11 protein-coding genes are annotated in these 18,638 nt (G+C 56.9%); all 11 read left to right on the top strand.

Annotation, left to right across the window (positions count from 1 at the left end; translation table 11 throughout):
* Window positions 1-50: 50 nt before the first annotated feature.
* The 11 genes from KP699_RS07650 to rpsG all read left to right on the top strand — a co-directional run bounded on the left by KP699_RS07650 (window position 51) and on the right by rpsG (window position 18,578).
* Window positions 51-3,224, top strand: a complete 3,174-nt coding sequence (locus KP699_RS07650; RefSeq protein WP_215762157.1) for an efflux RND transporter permease subunit — start codon at window positions 51-53, stop codon at window positions 3,222-3,224.
* Window positions 3,221-4,567, top strand: coding sequence for an efflux RND transporter periplasmic adaptor subunit (locus KP699_RS07645; RefSeq protein ID WP_215762156.1), 1,347 nt, complete (start codon window positions 3,221-3,223; stop codon window positions 4,565-4,567). Before KP699_RS07650 ends, KP699_RS07645 begins: the two co-directional genes overlap by 4 nt.
* A gap of 62 nt (window positions 4,568-4,629) precedes the next feature.
* Entirely contained in the window at window positions 4,630-6,180 is a 1,551-nt protein-coding gene (locus KP699_RS07640; RefSeq protein ID WP_374196906.1) for an efflux transporter outer membrane subunit, read from the top strand.
* Between the two features lie 105 nt (window positions 6,181-6,285).
* Entirely contained in the window at window positions 6,286-6,717 is a 432-nt protein-coding gene (gene rplK, locus KP699_RS07635) for a 50S ribosomal protein L11 (protein WP_025826428.1), read from the top strand.
* A gap of 4 nt (window positions 6,718-6,721) precedes the next feature.
* A complete protein-coding gene (gene rplA / locus KP699_RS07630; RefSeq protein WP_077930129.1) occupies window positions 6,722-7,414 on the top strand; it encodes a 50S ribosomal protein L1 in 693 nt (230 codons plus the stop codon).
* A 285-nt stretch (window positions 7,415-7,699) separates the two neighbouring features.
* Entirely contained in the window at window positions 7,700-8,224 is a 525-nt protein-coding gene (rplJ, locus tag KP699_RS07625) for a 50S ribosomal protein L10 (protein WP_077930128.1), read from the top strand.
* Window positions 8,225-8,322: 98 nt separating this feature from the next.
* Complete coding sequence (gene rplL, locus KP699_RS07620; protein WP_077930127.1) at window positions 8,323-8,697, top strand: 50S ribosomal protein L7/L12; 375 nt, start codon at window positions 8,323-8,325, stop codon at window positions 8,695-8,697.
* Between the two features lie 228 nt (window positions 8,698-8,925).
* The gene (rpoB, locus tag KP699_RS07615) at window positions 8,926-13,098 is read left to right on the top strand and encodes a DNA-directed RNA polymerase subunit beta (protein ID WP_215762154.1); all 4,173 of its coding nucleotides are present in this window, start codon (window positions 8,926-8,928) and stop codon (window positions 13,096-13,098) included.
* A gap of 93 nt (window positions 13,099-13,191) precedes the next feature.
* The gene (gene rpoC / locus KP699_RS07610; protein ID WP_215762153.1) at window positions 13,192-17,367 is read left to right on the top strand and encodes a DNA-directed RNA polymerase subunit beta'; all 4,176 of its coding nucleotides are present in this window, start codon (window positions 13,192-13,194) and stop codon (window positions 17,365-17,367) included.
* 348 nt (window positions 17,368-17,715) lie between these two features.
* Window positions 17,716-18,087 carry a 30S ribosomal protein S12 gene (gene rpsL / locus KP699_RS07605; RefSeq protein ID WP_025826436.1) on the top strand — a complete coding sequence of 124 codons (372 nt, stop codon included), beginning with the start codon at window positions 17,716-17,718 and terminating at the stop codon, window positions 18,085-18,087.
* A gap of 14 nt (window positions 18,088-18,101) precedes the next feature.
* Window positions 18,102-18,578 carry a 30S ribosomal protein S7 gene (rpsG, locus tag KP699_RS07600; RefSeq protein ID WP_025826438.1) on the top strand — a complete coding sequence of 159 codons (477 nt, stop codon included), beginning with the start codon at window positions 18,102-18,104 and terminating at the stop codon, window positions 18,576-18,578.
* Window positions 18,579-18,638 lie beyond the last annotated feature (60 nt).

Genomic DNA, 18,638 nt, shown 5'->3' with positions numbered 1-18,638 from the left:
CGATTTATCTGGATGCTGGCGTTTAGACGTGTCGGCAGGGGCTGCCACGTATGAATGAGATTGTCGTAACGGCGCTTAAAAAGCCGTATACCTTTGTGGTACTCTCCATTCTTATTCTGGTGTTTGGCATCAGAGGTGTCTTCACGACACCGACTGACGTCTTCCCCAGTATCAAGATCCCGGTTGTGGCCGTGGTCTGGACCTATACCGGCCTGATGCCCGAAGATATGTCCGGCCGCGTGGTGTATTACTATGAGCGCGCGCTGACAGCGACGGTTAACAATATCGAGCATATTGAAAGCCAGTCCTATTACGGGCGCGGGATTGTAAAAATCTTCTTCCAGCCCGGAACGGATACGGCAGTCGCGCAGACGCAGATCACCTCGGTCTCCCAGACCGTGATCAAGCAGATGCCCACCGGCTCCACTCCGCCGCTGGTTCTGGCCTATAACGCCTCCTCTGTGCCGGTGATCACGTTGCAGGTCTCCTCGACCTCCATGACGGCCTCACAGATCTACGATATGTCGTCCAACCTTATCCGGCCCGCACTGGTTTCCGTCGCAGGGGCGGCAATCCCGAACCCCTATGGCGGCCAGCCCGGCAACGTGATGGTCGATCTGGACCCGGTGAAACTGCTGGCGCACCGGCTCTCCCCCGTGGATGTTTCCAAAGCTCTGAACAGTCAGAACATCGTGCTGCCCGCGGGTGATCAGCGAATTGGCGCGTTTGACTGGATGGTGCAGACCAACGCCTCCCCGCGGGATATGAATGACCTCAATATGCTGCCTATCAAACAGGTGGGGAATGCTGTCGTCCGCCTGCAGGACGTGGCGTGGGTGCATCAGGGTGGCCCGCCGCAGACCAACCTCGTGCTGGTTAAAGGCCAACAGGGCGTTCTGATTGTGGTCATGAAGAGCGGTGATGCCTCGACACTGGATGTTGTGGCCGGGGTGAAGAAGCTGCTCCCCGGTATTATCAGCACCCTGCCGGAGGGCGTGAGCATCAAGGTCCTGAACGACGCCTCAACCTTCGTGAAAGAGTCTGTTGAGGATGTGCTGCGGGAAATGCTGACTGCCGCCTGCCTGACCGGGCTTGTGGTGCTGCTCTTCCTCGGGTCATGGCGTTCAACGGTTATTATTGCCACCTCCATTCCGCTTGCGATGCTCTGCTCCATTATCGGGCTGGGCTGGGCCGGGCAGACCATCAACGTCATGACACTTGGCGGGCTGGCGCTGGCCGTGGGTATTCTGGTGGATGATGCCACCGTGATGATTGAAAATATCGATGCGCATCTTGAGATGGACAAGGATCTTGAGACCGCGATTATCGATGCCGCCAATCAGATCGTGATCCCGACATTTGTTTCCACGCTTTGTATCTGTATCGTCTGGATGCCGCTGTTCCAGCTTACGGGTGTTGCGGGCTGGCTATTCATGCCAATGGCTGAAGCCATCATCTTCGCGATGATTGCGTCCTTCATTCTCTCCCGGACCCTCGTGCCGACCATGGCGAAATACATGCTGGCGGCGCAGGTCGCGGCGCATGCGCATGGTCCGGTCGCACCCAAAACCATTTTTGGCCGGTTCCAGAAAGGGTTTGAGCGCAAGTTTGAGCAGTTCCGGCAAAACTACCAGAACCTGCTGAAGCATCTGGTGGCGACGCGCGCGACGTTTATTCCGGTGTTTGTCCTGTGCTCGCTGGGGTCTCTAGGTCTGCTGTTCTTTGTCGGGCAGGATTTCTTTCCCGAAATCAATTCTGACACCATGGCCATTCATATGCGCGCGCCTCTGGGCACCAAGCTCTCGGAAGCAGGCAAGATTTCCCAGCTTGTGAATGATGAGATTGAACGCACGCTGCCGGGGCAGGTGGAAAGTATTGTCGATAACTGCGGTCTGCCGTTCAGTCCGCTCAATCAGGCTTATATTCCCACCCCCACAGTCGGCACGCAGGATTGCGATCTGACGGTCTCCCTGAAAGACCCGAATTCTCCGGTGGCGGAATATCGCCGTATGATTCGCCGTAATCTGGGCGAAAAGTTCCCCGGCACGCAGATTTCCTTCCTGCCGGGGGATCTGACCGCCAAGATCCTGAACTTCGGCCTGCCATCCCCGATTGATGTGCAGATTACAGGCCGCAATCTTGCGGATAATTTCCGCTTTGCAAACCGTCTGGCGGACCGCCTGCGCCACGTAACCGGCCTGACGGACGTATCCGTCCAGCAGCCAATGACAACACCCACTCTGCGGGTGAATACGCGCCGGACATACGCATTGGGCACCGGTATTACGGAATCAGACGTGGCAAACAACGCGCTGGTCTCTCTGTCCGGCAGTTCGCAGGTTGGACAGGTTTACTGGCTGGATACCAAAACAGGCGTCTCGCATCTGATTGATATCCAGACCCCGGCGACCTTCCTGCAAACCATGAATGATCTGGAAATCACCCCGGTTGATAAAGGGGACGGTAATCCGTCCGGCCAGACACCGCAGATTCTGGGTGGCCTGAGCCAGATTGTGCAGACCGGGACGCCGGGGGAAGTTGCGCATTACAACATTATGCCGGTGTTTGACATCTACGCGTCAAACGAGGGTATTGATCTTGGCCGCGTCTCGCGACAGGTGGAGCGTATTGTTGATGAAATCCGTCCGGACCTGCCACGCGGCTCCTCTCTGGTAGTGCGCGGGCAGGCTGTAACCATGAACAGCGCCTATGTGCAGTTGCTCGGTGGTCTCGCCATGTCGGTGCTGCTGGTCTACCTGCTGATTGTGGTCAATTTTCAGTCCTGGCTGGACCCGTTCATCATCATCACGGCCCTTCCGGGCGCGCTGGCCGGGATTTCGTGGAGCCTGTTCCTGACGCACACTACGCTCTCCGTGCCTGCGCTCACAGGGGCCATCATGTGCATGGGCACGGCAACGGCCAACGCCATTCTCGTGGTGTCCTTTGCGCGGGAGCGGCTAGAAGAACATGGGGATGCGATTGCCGCAGCCATTGAGGCCGGATTTGAGCGTATCCGCCCGGTGCTGATGACGGCTTCCGCCATGATCATCGGGATGTTGCCCATGTCCCTCAGTAATTCTCAGAATGCGCCACTGGGTAAAGCCGTCATGGGCGGCCTGCTGGTGGCAACAGTTGCAACCTTGCTGTTTGTGCCATGTGTTTTCGCCATGCTGCATAATCGTAAAAAGCCGACCAGTACGACGGAAGAGGGAGAAGGCGCATGAGCGGGTATCATGAAGACGGTGGCCAGCCGCAGCAGACCACACAGCATGATGCGGCGTCTTCCCGCAAACGGACGATCGGCATTGCCGTTGTTGCTCTGGTCGCCATAATTCTGGCGGTCATCGGCATTGTGCAGCGGCAGGCGCATTTCATGCATCTGGCCAAGGAAACGCAGGAAAACGCGACCCCTGCTGTGCAGGTTATTTATCCGCAGCCGGGGCCTTCCGTCCGCACGCTCTCTCTGCCCGCCAATATTGCCGCATGGTATCAGGCACCCATTTACGCGCAGGTCTCTGGCTACGTGAAAATGTGGTACAAAGACTTTGGCGCGGTGGTGAAAACCGGCGACGTTCTGGCGGAAATCGACACACCGGGACTGGATGCGCAATACGCAGCCGCCAAAGCCAATCTGGACGTAGCACAGGCACGCTACAAACTGGCCCAGATCACAGCACGACGCTGGAAGGCCCTGCAGGGCACGCAGGCTGTCTCACAACAGGAAGTGGATGTGCAGGCGGCCAATGCCGAGGCCCAGCAGGCGCAGGTTGAAGCCGCGCGGCATGATGTGGAACGATTTGCAGCCCTTGAAGGCTTCAAGAAAATTGTCGCCCCCTTTGATGGGGTCGTGACATCGCGTTTTGCGGACGTTGGGGATTACGTCAATGCAGGCCGCGGGGATGTCGACTCCCACGGCAATGCCACGGAACTGTTCAGCGTGGCGGATGTGCATGCCATGCGTGTGTTTGTGGCGGTGCCGCAGGATTATGCGGATATCATCTCGCCTCGTCTGGAAGCCGATCTCAACATTCCTCAATATCCGGACCGCACCTTCAAAGCGAAATTTCTGGCAACGGCGACGGCCTTCAACGCCTCCACCCGTACCGTGACGACCGAACTCACGCTGGATAACAAATCTGGTGAACTCTGGCCCAATTCCTACGCAACCGCCAATTTCAAGGCGCCGGGTGACCCGGATATGCTGATCCTGCCGGAGGGCGCGATTATCTTCCGGGCGGAAGGCACGCAGGTCGCGCTGGTAGATGATTCCAATCATGTGCATCTGGTGGGCGTGACGGTCGGCACCAATCTGGGCACCACTGTGCAGATCCTGCGTGGCGTCAAGAAAACGGACCGCGTAGTGAACAGCCCCTCTGCCGGGCTGCTGGACGGGCAGAGTGTGCGGATTGTCAAAGGCACCCCCGGCTACAATATGCCCTCTAAAAAGCCTGCTGCTCCTAAGGCTGAGCAAAAGACACCCGCCGGGAGCACCGAGCAGGGCAAGGATGATATCCGCGCCATGCCGGAAGATAATCAACCCGCAACGGAAGCAGGGGGCCGCCCATGACAGGGCGGGCCGTACCTTTGCGACTGAAGCGGAGTTTTCTGGTCGGTCTGTCTCTCGCCACCATGCTGTCGGGGTGTGACATGGCCCCGCGCTACAACCCTACAAAGCTGACCATGCCAGCGGAGTGGGGGGGGCAGAGTCACGGTGTGCTCCAGTCTGCACGTCCGGCGGACGACGCCATTCGCCCGGAGTGGTGGACCATGCTGGGTGACCCGGAACTGAACCGTCTGGAAGAGCAGGCCATGCGCCTTAATCCGGACCTTCAGGCGCGGGCAGAAGCCTTTATGCAGGCGCGTGATGTGGCGATGGAGGCCAAATCGCATCTGTATCCGCAGGTGAATGGTGCGGCTTCGGGCGAAAAATATAAAGGTTCCCGGCACAGGCTATGGCGTGGGGTCGGGGCGCAGGGGCCGGTTTATATGTCGTCCGAGCAGTATTCGGGCACCGCAACGTGGGAACCGGATTTCTGGTCCGCCATTCGCAACAAGGTGCGGATGGCCAAGCAGGGCACACAGGCGGAAGCAGCCGCCTATGCGCTGGCAAAGCTCAGCCTTCAGGCGGAACTCGCGAGTGACTATGTGACGCTGCGTGGTCTGGACGCGCAGGACGCGGTTTATCGGGATTCCATCCGGTATTATCAGACGGCCGTGCAGGTCACTAAAATGCGTCTGGCAGGGGCGATTGCGCCCGGGATGGACGTCTCCCGCGCGGAAACCCAGCTTTACACCACACAGGCGCAGGAAACCGAAGTCCGCGCCCAGCGTGACGTGATGGAGCACGCCATTGCCGTGCTGGTGAATGAGGCCCCGGCATCATTCCATATTGCGCCTGTCACCCGTCTGTCCTTTGCCGAGATCCAGCCGCCGGTTGCTCTGCCGTCCACGTTGCTGGAGCGCAGGCCGGATATTGCGGAGGCTGAACGGCGCATGGCGCAGGCCAATCGGGCCATTGGTGTCTCGCGCGCGGCGTTTTATCCGCACATTACCTTCAACGCCATGACGGGCTTCATGGATAACGGGTTTGACCTCGCGTCTCTCTCCAACTCCATGTACCAGTTCGGCGTGCAGGCTCTGATGCCGCTTTTTCAGGGTGGTTTGCGGCGCGCGGAACTCCAGCGCAACTGGTCGCAATACCGGGAGAAGGAAGATTTGTATCGCAGCACCGTGCTGGATGCATTTCAGGAGGTGGAAGATAACCTCACGCGCACCAGCCGCCTGAAAACGGAATCGCAGCAGCAGAGCAATGCGGTTGCCGCAGCCTTGCACACCCAGACCATGACGATGGCGCTCTACACAGGCGGCCTGACCAACTATCTGGACGTGGTTGTGGCGCAGGTGGCAGCCCTGAATGCCCGCATCGCGCTTGTGCAGGTGCAGACGCGGGCTGTGGATGCGCGTGTGGAGCTGATTCGCGCGCTGGGCGGCGGGTGGTCCCGTGCCGAGCTTCCGCAGTCTGATAAAATCATGCCGTTCCAGCCGTTGCAGTATGGCAATCTGCGCCATGCAGCCCCCCTCGGTGGCATCACGACGCAGCCTGATCCGGCTGCATCAGACCTCACATCCGGCGGCGCAAATATGCGTCAGCCTCTTGACATAAGCGGCGCGCACCGGTAAGCGCGCCTTTCCTATCGGAACGCGGGAGGCTCGTCCTGTGCCATCACCATGGCTCAGGCAGTCGTGAGAACCGCGGTCCGGGTTCAACAATGAGGAGTCCCGGATATGGCCAAAAAAGTTGTTGGCTACATCAAGCTTCAGATTCCCGCTGGTAAGGCGAATCCTTCGCCGCCGGTTGGTCCCGCGCTCGGTCAGCGTGGTCTGAACATCATGCAGTTCTGTAAAGAGTTCAACGCCAAGACCCAGGGTCTTGAGCCCGGTATGCCGATCCCGGTCGTCATCACCGCTTATGCAGACCGCACGTTCAGCTTCATCACCAAAACCCCGCCGAACACGCACTTCCTGCTCAAAGCTGCCAAAATCTCCAAAGGCAGCCAGACGGTCGGTAAGTCTGCTGCGGTTGGTAAAGTGACCATGGGTCAGCTGCGCGAAATCGCGGAGCAGAAATTCCAGGACATGAACGCCAATGATATCGATGGTGCCGTGCGGATGCTGGTTGGCTCTGCCCGTTCCATGGGTCTGACGGTGGAGGGCTGAGAGCATGGCTAAGAATAAGCGTATTGCCGCTGCACGCAGCAAGGTCACACACGGTCAGGTCTACGGGCTGGACGAAGCTCTTGCTCTGGTAAAGGGCAACGCGACCGCCAAGTTTGACGAAACGGTTGAAATCTCCCTCAACCTGGGCATTGACCCGCGTCATGCTGACCAGATGGTCCGTGGCTTCGTTTCCCTGCCGAACGGCACGGGTAAGACGCTGCGCGTTGGCGTGTTTGCTCGTGGCGCGAAAGCTGAAGAAGCAACCGCTGCCGGTGCCGACGTTGTTGGCGCTGAAGACCTGATGGAAAAAGTGCAGGCTGGCGAAATCGAATTCGACCGCTGCATTGCAACCCCGGACATGATGGCTCTGGTCGGTCGTCTGGGTAAGATCCTCGGTCCGCGCGGTCTGATGCCGAACCCGAAGCTGGGCACCGTGACCATGGACGTTAAGGGTGCTATTACGGCAGCCAAGTCCGGTCAGGTCGAATATCGCGCTGAAAAAGCCGGTATCGTGCATGCTGGCATCGGCAAGGCGTCCTTCGATGAAGCAAAGCTGGCTGAAAATGCCCGTGCGTTCATTGATGCCGTGCAGAAAGCTCGTCCGTCCGGTGCGAAGGGAACGTATCTGAAAAAGATCGCTCTTGCTTCCACCATGGGCCCGGGCGTTCAGGTCGATACCTCAGCCTTCTCTGGCTGAGTTTGAAATGCTGCTGCGCGGGACTTCGGTCCGGTGTGGCACATTAAGGGAAGCGCCTTAGGGCTGCTTCCCGATCCTGTCCGAGATCACACGTGGCCCAGTGCCGTAAAAAGCCTTTATGGCTTGCGCGTGTAAGACGGGGATGCTGGTTGCAGGCTGTTTTTCGGCAGGCTCCGGGTATTCCGTTTGAAGGACAGGCGAGCGGGTTTCACGCTTCTTCGTGAAATCCTGAGGGCAACCCGCTTTGTTCAGCTTGCGCTGGATGAAGCAAGACGGAGACGGGATTTGAACCGTACGGAAAAGCAGGCCTCTGTTGCCGCCCTTGCCGCCGTGTTCGCTGAAACGTCCATGGTTGTGGTCACCCAGAATGCTGGTCTGACTGTAGCTGATGTGACGGATCTGCGGCGCAAAGTGCGTGCAGCGGGTGCAACTTACAAGGTCGCAAAAAACCGGCTGGCAACTCTCGCCCTGGATGGGACCCAGTTCGACGGCATTAAGCCGATGCTTAAAGGACCGACTGCTCTTGCATGGGCAGCTGATCCGGTAGCAGTGGCAAAGGTGATCGTCGAGTTCGCCAAAACCAATGACAAGCTTGTGCTGGTCGGGGGTTCTCTTGGTTCGCAGGTGCTTGACGCCAACGGACTGAAGGCTCTGGCCGAACTGCCGTCTCTGGATGCACTGCGCGCGCAGCTCGTGGGTCTTATCTCCACGCCCGCTACGCGTATCGCAGGTGTTGTTCAGGCGCCGGCAGGGCAGCTTGCCCGGGTTTTTGGGGCCTATGCCAAAACGGGTGAGGCGGAAGCCGCCTAAAGCACGCCTTCATCTGAAGACGTGCTCAAGAAATCGCATGGCCTTCCATCGGGGAGGTTGTGCTTTGCAAACCAGTGTTTATATTAGGAAGTCTAATCATGGCTGATCTTAACAAGCTCGTTGACGAACTGTCCGCTCTTACCGTTCTGGAAGCTGCTGAACTCTCCAAGCTGCTGGAGGAAAAGTGGGGCGTTTCCGCTGCTGCTCCGGTTGCTGTTGCTGCTGCTGGTCCGGCTGCTGCCGCTGCTCCGGCTGAAGAAAAGACCGAATTTGACGTCGTTCTGACCAAAGCTGGCGACAAGAAAATCAACGTCATTAAGGAAATCCGTGCGATCACGGGTCTGGGCCTGAAAGAAGCCAAGGACCTGGTTGAAGGCGCACCGAAGACCATTAAAGAAGGCGCAAGCAAAGACGAAGCCGAAAAAATCAAGAAGACTCTTGAAGACAACGGCGCAAGCGTCGAAATTAAATAAGTTTTCCAGTCTCCCGCTGTCTCCGGGCAGCGGGGTGATGGAAGGGTTTTCGGGTGGAGGTGTGTTGCCTCTGCCCGTTTGCCTGTTTCGGATCCGGTTCGGAGCAGGTATAGATGCCGGGATTTCCCGGTATTCAGTGAAGGCCGGTTACTACAGATCGGACCATCAGGCTCGCGGTAGAGCGCGGCGGGCCTGATGGTCCGAGACAAGGGCGGGGCAGGAGCGAAGATGAACGCAATCACCAAATCGTTCACAGGACGGAAGCGGATTCGCAAGAGTTTCGGGCGGATCCCCGAAATCGCTCCGATGCCGAACCTGATTGATGTGCAGCGCGCGTCTTATGAGACGTTTCTTCAGGCGAATGTGTCGCCTGATGCGCGCACACCGACGGGTTTGCAGGAGGTTTTCCGGTCTGTTTTCCCGATTAACGACTTTGCAGGTCGTGGGCGGCTTGAATTCGTAAGCTACGAATTTGAAGAGCCGAAATATGATGTTGAAGAATGCATTCAGCGCGGGCTGACCTATTCCGCCCCGCTGAAAGTGATCCTGCGTCTCATTGTATGGGATGTGGATGAAGATACGGGTTCCCGCTCCATCCGGGATATCAAGGAGCAGCCGGTCTATATGGGCGACATGCCCCTGATGACCGACAACGGCACCTTTATCGTTAACGGCACCGAGCGAGTTATCGTCAGCCAGATGCACCGCTCTCCGGGTGTGTTCTTTGATCACGATAAAGGCAAGACGCACTCTTCCGGCAAATATCTGTTTGCCGCGCGCGTCATTCCGTATCGTGGTTCATGGCTCGATTTTGAATTCGACGCCAAAGATCTGATCTATGTGCGTATCGACCGTAAGCGTAAGCTGCCTGTCACCACGCTGCTGTATGCGCTGGAAGGTGAGGCCTCTGCCGCTGCCCGTAAGGCAAAAGCAGCAGAAGGCGGTGATGTTGATGCTCTGGATATCAAGGGGATGGATGATAATGAAATCCTCTCCTATTTCTATGACACCGTTACCTTCACCAAGACGGCTAAAGGCTGGGCCCGCCCGTTTGATGCGGATTCTTTCCGTGGCATGAAGCTGCTGGCGCCGCTGGTGGATGCTGAAACCGGGGAAGTGGTTGCCGAGGCAGAAGCCAAGCTGACGGCCCGTACTGTCCGTAAGATTGCCGAAAAAACCCGTGAAGTGCTGGTGGGCGAGATCGACCTGCTGGGCCGCTTCATTGCCCGGGACATGGTCAATCTGGACACGGGTGAGATCTACGCGGAAGCTGGCGACGAAATCACGGAAGCCACGCTGACCGGGCTTGAAGAAGCTGGTGTGACGGAAATGCCGGTTCTGGCAATTGACGCCGCTAAGGGGCCGTGGATCCGCAATACGCTGGTTGTTGATAAAAACACGGCGCGTGATGAAGCGCTGATTGATATCTACCGCGTGATGCGTCCGGGTGAGCCGCCGACGGCTGAAACCGCCGATGCCATGTTCCACGGCCTGTTCTTTGATCCCGACCGCTATGACCTGTCTTCGGTCGGTCGCGTGAAGATGAACATGCGTCTTGATATTGATGTGCCGGACACCGTGCGCGTTCTGCGTAAGGAAGATATCCTGCGCACCATCAAGGTGATGTGTGAACTCAAGGACGGCCGCGGTCAGGTCGATGATATTGATAACCTCGGTAACCGCCGCGTTCGCTCGGTTGGTGAACTGATGGAAAACCAGTATCGCGTCGGTCTGCTGCGGATGGAACGCGCCATTCGTGAACGGATGGGTTCTGTCGATATTGATACGGTCATGCCGCATGACCTGATCAATGCGAAGCCCGCCGCCGCTGCTGTGCGTGAGTTCTTCGGCTCTTCCCAGCTCAGCCAGTTCATGGATCAGACAAACCCGCTCTCTGAAGTCACGCATAAGCGTCGTCTCTCAGCGCTTGGTCCGGGTGGTCTGACGCGTGAACGCGCAGGCTTTGAAGTCCGTGACGTTCATCCGACCCATTATGGCCGTATCTGCCCGATTGAAACGCCGGAAGGCCCGAACATCGGTCTGATCAATTCACTGTCTACCTATGCCAAGGTGAACAAGTACGGCTTTATCGAAACGCCGTATCGTCTGGTGAAAGACGGCGTTCTTCAGGATGGCTGGAAATATCTTTCCGCCATGGAAGAAGAAAAGCTGGTCGTGGCACAGGCGGACGCTGAGCAGAGTGCCGATGGTACGCTGACGGGGGATCTGGTTTCCGTGCGTCGTGGCGGGGACTTCCGTCTCGTGCCGCCGACGGAAGTGACGGCCTGTGACGTCTCTCCGAAGCAGCTCGTGTCTGTCGCGGCCGCGCTCATTCCGTTCCTTGAGAACGATGACGCGAACCGCGCACTGATGGGCTCAAACATGCAGCGTCAGGCTGTGCCGCTGGTGCGCTCTGATGCGCCGCTGGTTGGCACAGGGATGGAAGCCGCAGTGGCTCATGACTCCGGCGCGACAATTGTTGCCCGTCGTCAGGGGATTGTGGACCAGATCGACGGTGCGCGTATCGTTGTCCGGGCAACAGATGCCAATGGCTCCACGCAGGGTGTCGATATCTATCGTTTGCGGAAATATTCCCGCTCCAACCAGTCGACCTGCATCAACCAGCGCCCGCTGGTGCATGTGGGTGACACGGTTCTTGCTGGCGATATCATTGCGGATGGTCCGTCAACCGAACTGGGTGAACTGGCTCTGGGCCGGAACACGCTTGTCGCGTTCATGCCCTGGAACGGTTACAACTTCGAAGATTCCATCCTGATCTCCGAACGTATCGCGAAAGATGACGTGTTTACCTCGATCCATATCGAGGAATTCGAAGTCATGGCGCGTGATACCAAGCTGGGTCAGGAAGAAATCACGCGTGATATCCCCAATGTGGGTGAAGAAGCGCTGCGGAATCTGGACGAAGCTGGCATCGTCTACGTTGGCGCTGAAGTGAACCCCGGTGATATCCTTATCGGTAAGGTCACGCCGAAGGGCGAAAGCCCGATGACGCCGGAAGAAAAACTTCTGCGCGCTATCTTCGGTGAAAAAGCGTCTGACGTGCGGGATACGTCTCTGCGTCTGCCGCCCGGCACAACCGGCACCATTGTCGACGTCCGCGTGTTCTCACGTCGTGGTGTGGACAAAGACGAACGTGCGATGGCGATTGAACGCGCCGAAATCGAACGTCTGTCCAAGGACCGTGATGACGAGCGCGCCATTCAGGAACGCTCTTTCTACAGCCGTCTGCGTGAAAAGCTGCTCGACCAGACCGCAGGGGCCGGCTTCAAGGGCATCCGCTCCGGTACCGTAATTACGGACGAAGTTCTGGATGAAAATCCCCGTGGTGCATGGCGCAACATCGTCGTCGCATCTGATGAGGTGATGGCTGAGCTGGAAACGCTGCGTCGTGAATTTGATGCCTCTGTGGCAAAAATTCAGACCCGCTTTGAAAGCAAGGTTGAAAAGCTTCAGCGTGGTGATGAACTGCCGCCCGGCGTGATGAAAATGGTCAAGGTGTTTGTCGCCGTGAAGCGTAAGCTTCAGCCGGGTGACAAAATGGCCGGTCGTCACGGAAATAAGGGTGTCGTCTCCCGCGTGGTGCCTGTTGAAGACATGCCCTTCCTGGAAGATGGCACGTCTGTTGACATCGTGCTGAACCCGCTGGGTGTGCCGTCCCGTATGAACGTGGGGCAGATTCTGGAGACACATCTGGGCTGGGCCTGCGCCAACCTTGGTCGTGGCATTGGTGATCTGGTGGATGAATACCAGCGCACGGGTGAAAAGCGTCAGGAACTGCTGGACCGTCTGAAAGACGTTTACGGGCAGAACATCTATGACGATGCCATTGCCAACATGGACAACCGTGAACTGACCGAACTGTGCAACAATCTGCGCAAAGGCGTGCCGATTGCAACGCCGGTGTTCGATGGTGCTTCCATTCCGGATATTGAAGCCATGCTTGAAAAGGCAGGGGTGGATAAATCTGGTCAGTCTCAGCTGATTGATGGGCGCACGGGCGAGCCGTTCGAGCGTAAAACCACGGTTGGCTACATTTACATGCTCAAGCTGCATCACCTTGTTGACGACAAGATCCATGCACGCTCCATCGGTCCGTACTCCCTTGTGACCCAGCAGCCGCTGGGTGGTAAGGCGCAGTTCGGTGGTCAGCGCTTTGGTGAAATGGAAGTCTGGGCTCTGGAAGCCTACGGTGCTGCGTATACGCTGCAGGAAATGCTGACGGTGAAATCGGATGACGTGTCCGGTCGAACCAAGGTCTATGAAGCCATTGTGCGTGAGCAGGATGACTTTGAAGCCGGTATTCCGGAAAGCTTTAACGTTCTGATTAAGGAACTGAAGTCCCTTGGCCTGAATGTTGAGCTGGAGCAGGGGGCCAAATAAGAGTGACCCTTAGCAGCACCATCCGTTTTTATTTTGAGGGGGAGGCCGGAATGACGATTCCGGCTCCTCATTTCCCTTTGGGGGCTTCGGCACATGAATGAACTCATGAAAATTCTTGGCCAGACCGGCCAGGCGATGACCTTCGACCAGATCAAGATTCAGCTCGCATCGCCTGAGCAGATCCGGTCCTGGTCGTTTGGTGAAATCAAGAAGCCCGAGACGATCAACTACCGGACATTCAAGCCGGAACGTGATGGTCTGTTCTGCGCGCGTATTTTTGGCCCGATCAAGGACTATGAATGCCTGTGCGGCAAATACAAGCGGATGAAGTTCCGCGGTATTGTCTGTGAAAAATGCGGCGTTGAAGTCACCCTGGCAAAAGTGCGGCGCGAGCGGATGGGTCACATCCAGCTTGCCAGCCCCGTTGCCCATATCTGGTTCCTGAAGTCTCTTCCGAGCCGTATCGGCCTGATGGTCGATATGACGCTGAAAGACCTCGAAAAAGTGCTGTATTTCGAGAACTATCTCGTTCTTGAACCCGGCACGTCTCCGCTCAAGCAGTATTCTCTGCTGACGGAAGAACAGTACCTCGACGCTATGGATGAATATGGCGAAGAAGGGATTGAAGTCGGGATCGGCGCTGAGGCCATCAAGAAGGTGCTGGAACGCATCGACTGTGATGCTGAAAAGGTGGAACTGCGTCAGGCTCTGAAAGAGACGACGTCTGAAGCCAAGCGCAAGAAGCTTGTCAAACGCCTGAAGCTGATTGAGGCCTTCTCAGAAAGCGGCTCCCGCCCTGAGTGGATGATCCTTGATCTGGTTCCCGTCATTCCGCCGGAACTCCGTCCGCTGGTGCCGCTTGATGGGGGTCGTTTCGCAACGTCTGATCTGAATGATCTGTATCGTCGCGTTATCAACCGTAACAACCGTCTCAAGCGCCTGATGGAACTGCGTGCGCCCGATATTATCGTGCGTAACGAAAAGCGTATGCTTCAGGAAGCTGTTGACGCCCTGTTTGACAACGGTCGCCGCGGTCGCGCCATCACCGGCGCCAACAAGCGTCCGCTGAAGTCCCTGTCTGATATGTTGAAAGGAAAGCAGGGCCGTTTCCGTCAGAACCTTCTTGGTAAGCGTGTTGACTACTCTGGCCGTTCGGTCATCGTGGTTGGCCCGGAAATGAAGCTGCACCAGTGCGGCCTGCCCAAGAAGATGGCGTTGGAACTGTTCAAGCCGTTCATCTACTCCAAACTGGAAAAATACGGCCACGCCACAACCATTAAAGCTGCAAAGCGGATGGTTGAAAAAGAACGTCCGGAAGTCTGGGATATTCTGGAAGAGGTCATTCGCGAGCATCCCGTGATGCTGAACCGTGCACCGACCCTCCATCGTCTTGGTATTCAGGCGTTTGAACCTGTGCTGGTTGAAGGCAAGGCGATCCAGCTGCATCCGCTCGTCTGTACTGCGTTCAACGCGGACTTCGACGGTGACCAGATGGCCGTGCACGTGCCGCTGAGCCTTGAGGCCCAGCTTGAAGCACGCGTGCTGATGATGTCCACCAACAACATCCTCAGCCCGGCAAACGGTAAGCCGATCATCGTGCCATCTCAGGATATCGTTCTTGGTCTGTATTACCTCAGCCTTGAAACGCCTGAATTTGGCGCAACCCCTGACCGGAATGAGTATGACGACACCACGGGTGAACTCACCAAAAAGGGTCCGCCGTCCTTCTCGTCTATCGGTGAAGTGGAATACGCGCTTAACGCGGGTGTCCTGAAACTACATGACAAGATCCGTGCCCGTTTCGAGACGATCGATGCAGACGGCAAGAAGCATCATGAAACGATCGTCACGACTCCAGGACGTGTGCTGATTGCGCAGATCCTGCCGAAGAGCGACGCTATTCCGTTCTCGCTGATCAACAAGCAGCTGACCAAGAAAGCCGTGTCTGACGTTATTGATACGGTTTATCGTCACTGTGGTCAGAAAGAAGCAGTGATCTTCTGTGACCGCCTGATGGCCCTTGGTTTCCGTCACGCTGCAAAGGCCGGTATTTCCTTCGGTAAGGATGACATGATCATCCCGGCTGAAAAGAAAGTGCTGGTTGACCGCACCGCGGCTGAAGTCAAGGAGTTCGAACAGCAGTATCAGGACGGTTTGATCACGGCTGGCGAACGCTACAACAAGGTGGTTGACGCCTGGTCACGCTGCACGGACGAAGTGCAGGCCGCTATGACCAAAGAGATTTCCCGTCAGGAAATCGGCAAGCCCATCAATTCCGTGTGGATGATGAGCCACTCCGGGGCTCGTGGGTCACCGGCTCAGATGAAGCAGCTTGCCGGTATGCGTGGTCTGATGGCCAAGCCGTCTGGTGAGATTATTGAACAGCCGATTATTGCGAACTTTAAAGAAGGTCTGTCGGTTCTCGATTACTTTACGTCTACCCACGGTGCACGTAAGGGTCTGGCCGATACCGCTCTGAAGACCGCAAACTCCGGGTATCTGACGCGTCGTCTGGTTGACGTGGCACAGGATTGCATCATCGTTGAAAACGATTGCGGCACTGAGCGCGGCCTGACCATTCGTGCCGTGATGGACGGCGGTGAAGTTGTTTCTTCTCTGTCCGAGCGGATTCTTGGTCGTACACTGGCTGCTGATGTGATCGATCCGGCTTCCGGTAAGGTTGTTGCCCCGCGCAACTGCCTGATTGATGAAGCCGATGCGGAACGCATTGAAAGCTCCGGTGTGGAAACGGTGCAGATTCGGTCTGTGCTGACCTGTGACAGCCGTGTTGGCGTATGTGGTCACTGCTATGGCCGTGATCTGGCACGCGGCACGCCGGTCAACATTGGTGAAGCTGTTGGCGTTATTGCAGCACAGTCCATCGGTGAACCGGGCACACAGCTGACCATGCGTACCTTCCATATCGGTGGTGCGGCGCAGCGTGGTGCTGAGCAGTCCATGATCGAAGCGTCTCGTGATGGTAAAGTGGTTATCCGTAACCGCAACGTCGTGCAGAACAGTCAGGGCGTGCCGGTTGTCATGGCCCGTAACTGTGAAATCCTGCTGACCGACGAAGCCGGGGTTGAAAAAGCCCGTTATCGTGTGCCGTATGGTGCGCGACTGCTTACGACGGAAGGTGCGGAAGTCACGCGTGCACAGAAGCTGGCCGAGTGGGACCCCTACACCCTGCCGATCATTACTGAGAAAGCCGGTAAGGTTGAGTATCTGGACCTGATTGACTCCATTACGCTCGTTGAGCGTATGGATGAGGTGACAGGCCTGACAGCAAAAACCGTGGTGGACTACAAGCAGGCAGGGAAGGGCGTTGACCTGCGTCCGCGTCTGCAACTGAAGGACGCCAAGGGCGAGGTGATCAAGCTGGATAACGGGAACGATGCCCGTTACTTCCTGCCACCTGAATCCCTGCTGTCTGTGGAAAACGGTGCCGAAGTTCATGCGGGTGACGTGCTGGCACGTCTGCCGCGTGAAGGGTCCAAGACCCGTGATATTACCGGTGGTCTGCCGCGTGTTGCCGAGCTTTTTGAAGCTCGTCGCCCGAAAGACCATGCGATTATCGCGGAAATGGAAGGCCGTGTTGAATTTGGGAAAGATTACAAGTCCAAACGTCGTGTCATCGTGAAGAATGATGAGACGGGCGAAGAGACGGAATATCTGATACCCAAAGGCAAGCACGTGTCTGTTCAGGAAGGCGACTTCGTCGAAAAGGGCGATCCGCTGGTCGATGGTCCTCGCGTGCCGCATGATATTCTGAAGGTCATGGGGGTTGAGGCTCTGTCCGATTACCTCGTGAACGAAATTCAGGATGTTTATCGTCTTCAGGGTGTGAAGATTAACGATAAGCATATTGAGGTTATCGTGCGTCAGATGCTCCAGAAGGTCGAAATTCTGGAGCCGGGTGACACGACGTACCTCATTGGTGAAACCGTTGACCGGATTGAGTACGAGACCGAAAATACCAAGCGTATGAATGCTGGTGAGCGCCCTGCGGTGGCGATGCCGGTGTTGCAGGGTATTACCAAGGCCTCTCTGCAGACGCAGTCCTTCATCTCTGCCGCATCCTTCCAGGAGACCACGCGTGTCCTGACAGAGGCTGCTACCGCAGGGAAGGTGGATACTCTGAACGGTCTGAAAGAGAACGTCATTGTCGGCCGTCTGATCCCGGCAGGGACGGGCAGTGTCATGAACCGTCTGCGTGCAATCGCAGCGTCTCAGGACCGGCAGCGTGTCGGGCGCTCCGCTGCGGAGTAACGCAGCGCGCGCCGCTAAGGCATAAGAAGAAGAGGGATCAGAGTTATGCTCTGGTCCCTTTTTTTATGTGAGGGCTTCTTTACATTTTCGTGGTTAAGAATCGCGTACCGCGCTTGACTTAAGGGGGGGGGAGAGGTAGTTAGCAGCCCTCAGCTTCTGCTCCCGTGCCGGAGCGGAGGTAAATTCGTAATTCTTGTGTAAGCATGCGGCTGGCTTCCGGTTGGAAGTAAGAGCCGGATGCCTAGATAGCCCCACACGGGTGTTGTTGCCTGGTGGGTTTTTCAAATGACAGTCGGCAGCCGATAAAAAGGCTAGCCGGCCGAACTGTGTAAGGATCGGGAAAGGCGCATGCCGACCATCAACCAGCTCATTGCCAAGGGGCGCAAGCCTGCAGTCAAGCGCAACAAAGTGCCCGCACTGCAGAGCTGCCCCCAGAAACGTGGTGTTTGCACCCGTGTTTATACGACGACGCCGAAAAAGCCGAACTCCGCACTGCGTAAAGTTGCAAAGGTGCGTCTGACGAACGGCTATGAGGTGGTGAGTTATATTCCGGGTGAGGGTCACAACCTTCAGGAACATAGCGTCGTGCTTATCCGTGGGGGTCGTGTAAAGGATCTTCCGGGTGTGCGTTATCACATCCTTCGCGGTGTCCTGGATACCCAGGGTATTGCTAAGCGTCGTCAGCGGCGTTCGCTCTACGGCGCGAAGCGTCCGAAGTAAGAGGAAGTTAAGGTATGAGCCGCCGTCACCGCGCTGTTAAGCGTGAGATTCTTCCTGATCCGAAGTTCGGAGATATTGTCATTACGCGTTTCATGAACGCTCTGATGTATGATGGCAAAAAATCCACTGCGGAGAGGATTGTTTATGGAGCTCTCGAGGCGATGGTTCGCCGGAGTGGAGCTTCTGCGGATCCGATTGCATTGTTCCACAATGCTCTGGATAACGTAAAGCCTGCAGTAGAAGTTCGCTCTCGCCGCGTTGGTGGTGCGACCTATCAGGTGCCTGTTGAAGTTCGCGCTGAACGCCGTCAGGCGCTGGCCATTCGCTGGGTGATCGACGCTTCCCGCAAGCGGGGCGAAAACACCATGCAGGACCGGTTGTCTAACGAGCTGATGGATGCCGTGAACAACCGTGGCGCTGCTGTTAAGAAGCGTGAAGATACCCACCGCATGGCCGAAGCCAACAAGGCATTCAGCCACTATCGCTGGTAATCTTTTGAGTATGGCATTCACTCCTTGTGGAGTGAGAGCGGACTTATTAAAAACTGCATC

It is taken from the genome of Acetobacter sp. P1H12_c, assembly GCF_018811975.1.
Taxonomy (GTDB): Bacteria; Pseudomonadota; Alphaproteobacteria; order Acetobacterales; family Acetobacteraceae; genus Acetobacter; species Acetobacter persici.
The sequence above is the reverse complement of the archived record's forward strand: the minus strand, read 5'-3'. Positions and strand labels throughout refer to the sequence as shown.

Bases quoted from the DNA above. Each gene is read 5' to 3' on its own strand.
- rpoC (WP_215762153.1), top strand. From the start codon at position 13,192: ATGAATGAACTCATGAAAATTCTTGGCCAGACCGGCCAGGCGATGACC.
- rplL (WP_077930127.1), top strand. From the start codon at position 8,323: ATGGCTGATCTTAACAAGCTCGTTGACGAACTGTCCGCTCTTACCGTT.
- rplK (WP_025826428.1), top strand. From the start codon at position 6,286: ATGGCCAAAAAAGTTGTTGGCTACATCAAGCTTCAGATTCCCGCTGGT.
- rpoB (WP_215762154.1), top strand. From the start codon at position 8,926: ATGAACGCAATCACCAAATCGTTCACAGGACGGAAGCGGATTCGCAAG.
- rpsG (WP_025826438.1), top strand. From the start codon at position 18,102: ATGAGCCGCCGTCACCGCGCTGTTAAGCGTGAGATTCTTCCTGATCCG.
- rpsL (WP_025826436.1), top strand. From the start codon at position 17,716: ATGCCGACCATCAACCAGCTCATTGCCAAGGGGCGCAAGCCTGCAGTC.
- rplA (WP_077930129.1), top strand. From the start codon at position 6,722: ATGGCTAAGAATAAGCGTATTGCCGCTGCACGCAGCAAGGTCACACAC.
- KP699_RS07645 (WP_215762156.1), top strand. From the start codon at position 3,221: ATGAGCGGGTATCATGAAGACGGTGGCCAGCCGCAGCAGACCACACAG.
- KP699_RS07640 (WP_374196906.1), top strand. From the start codon at position 4,630: ATGCTGTCGGGGTGTGACATGGCCCCGCGCTACAACCCTACAAAGCTG.
- KP699_RS07650 (WP_215762157.1), top strand. From the start codon at position 51: ATGAATGAGATTGTCGTAACGGCGCTTAAAAAGCCGTATACCTTTGTG.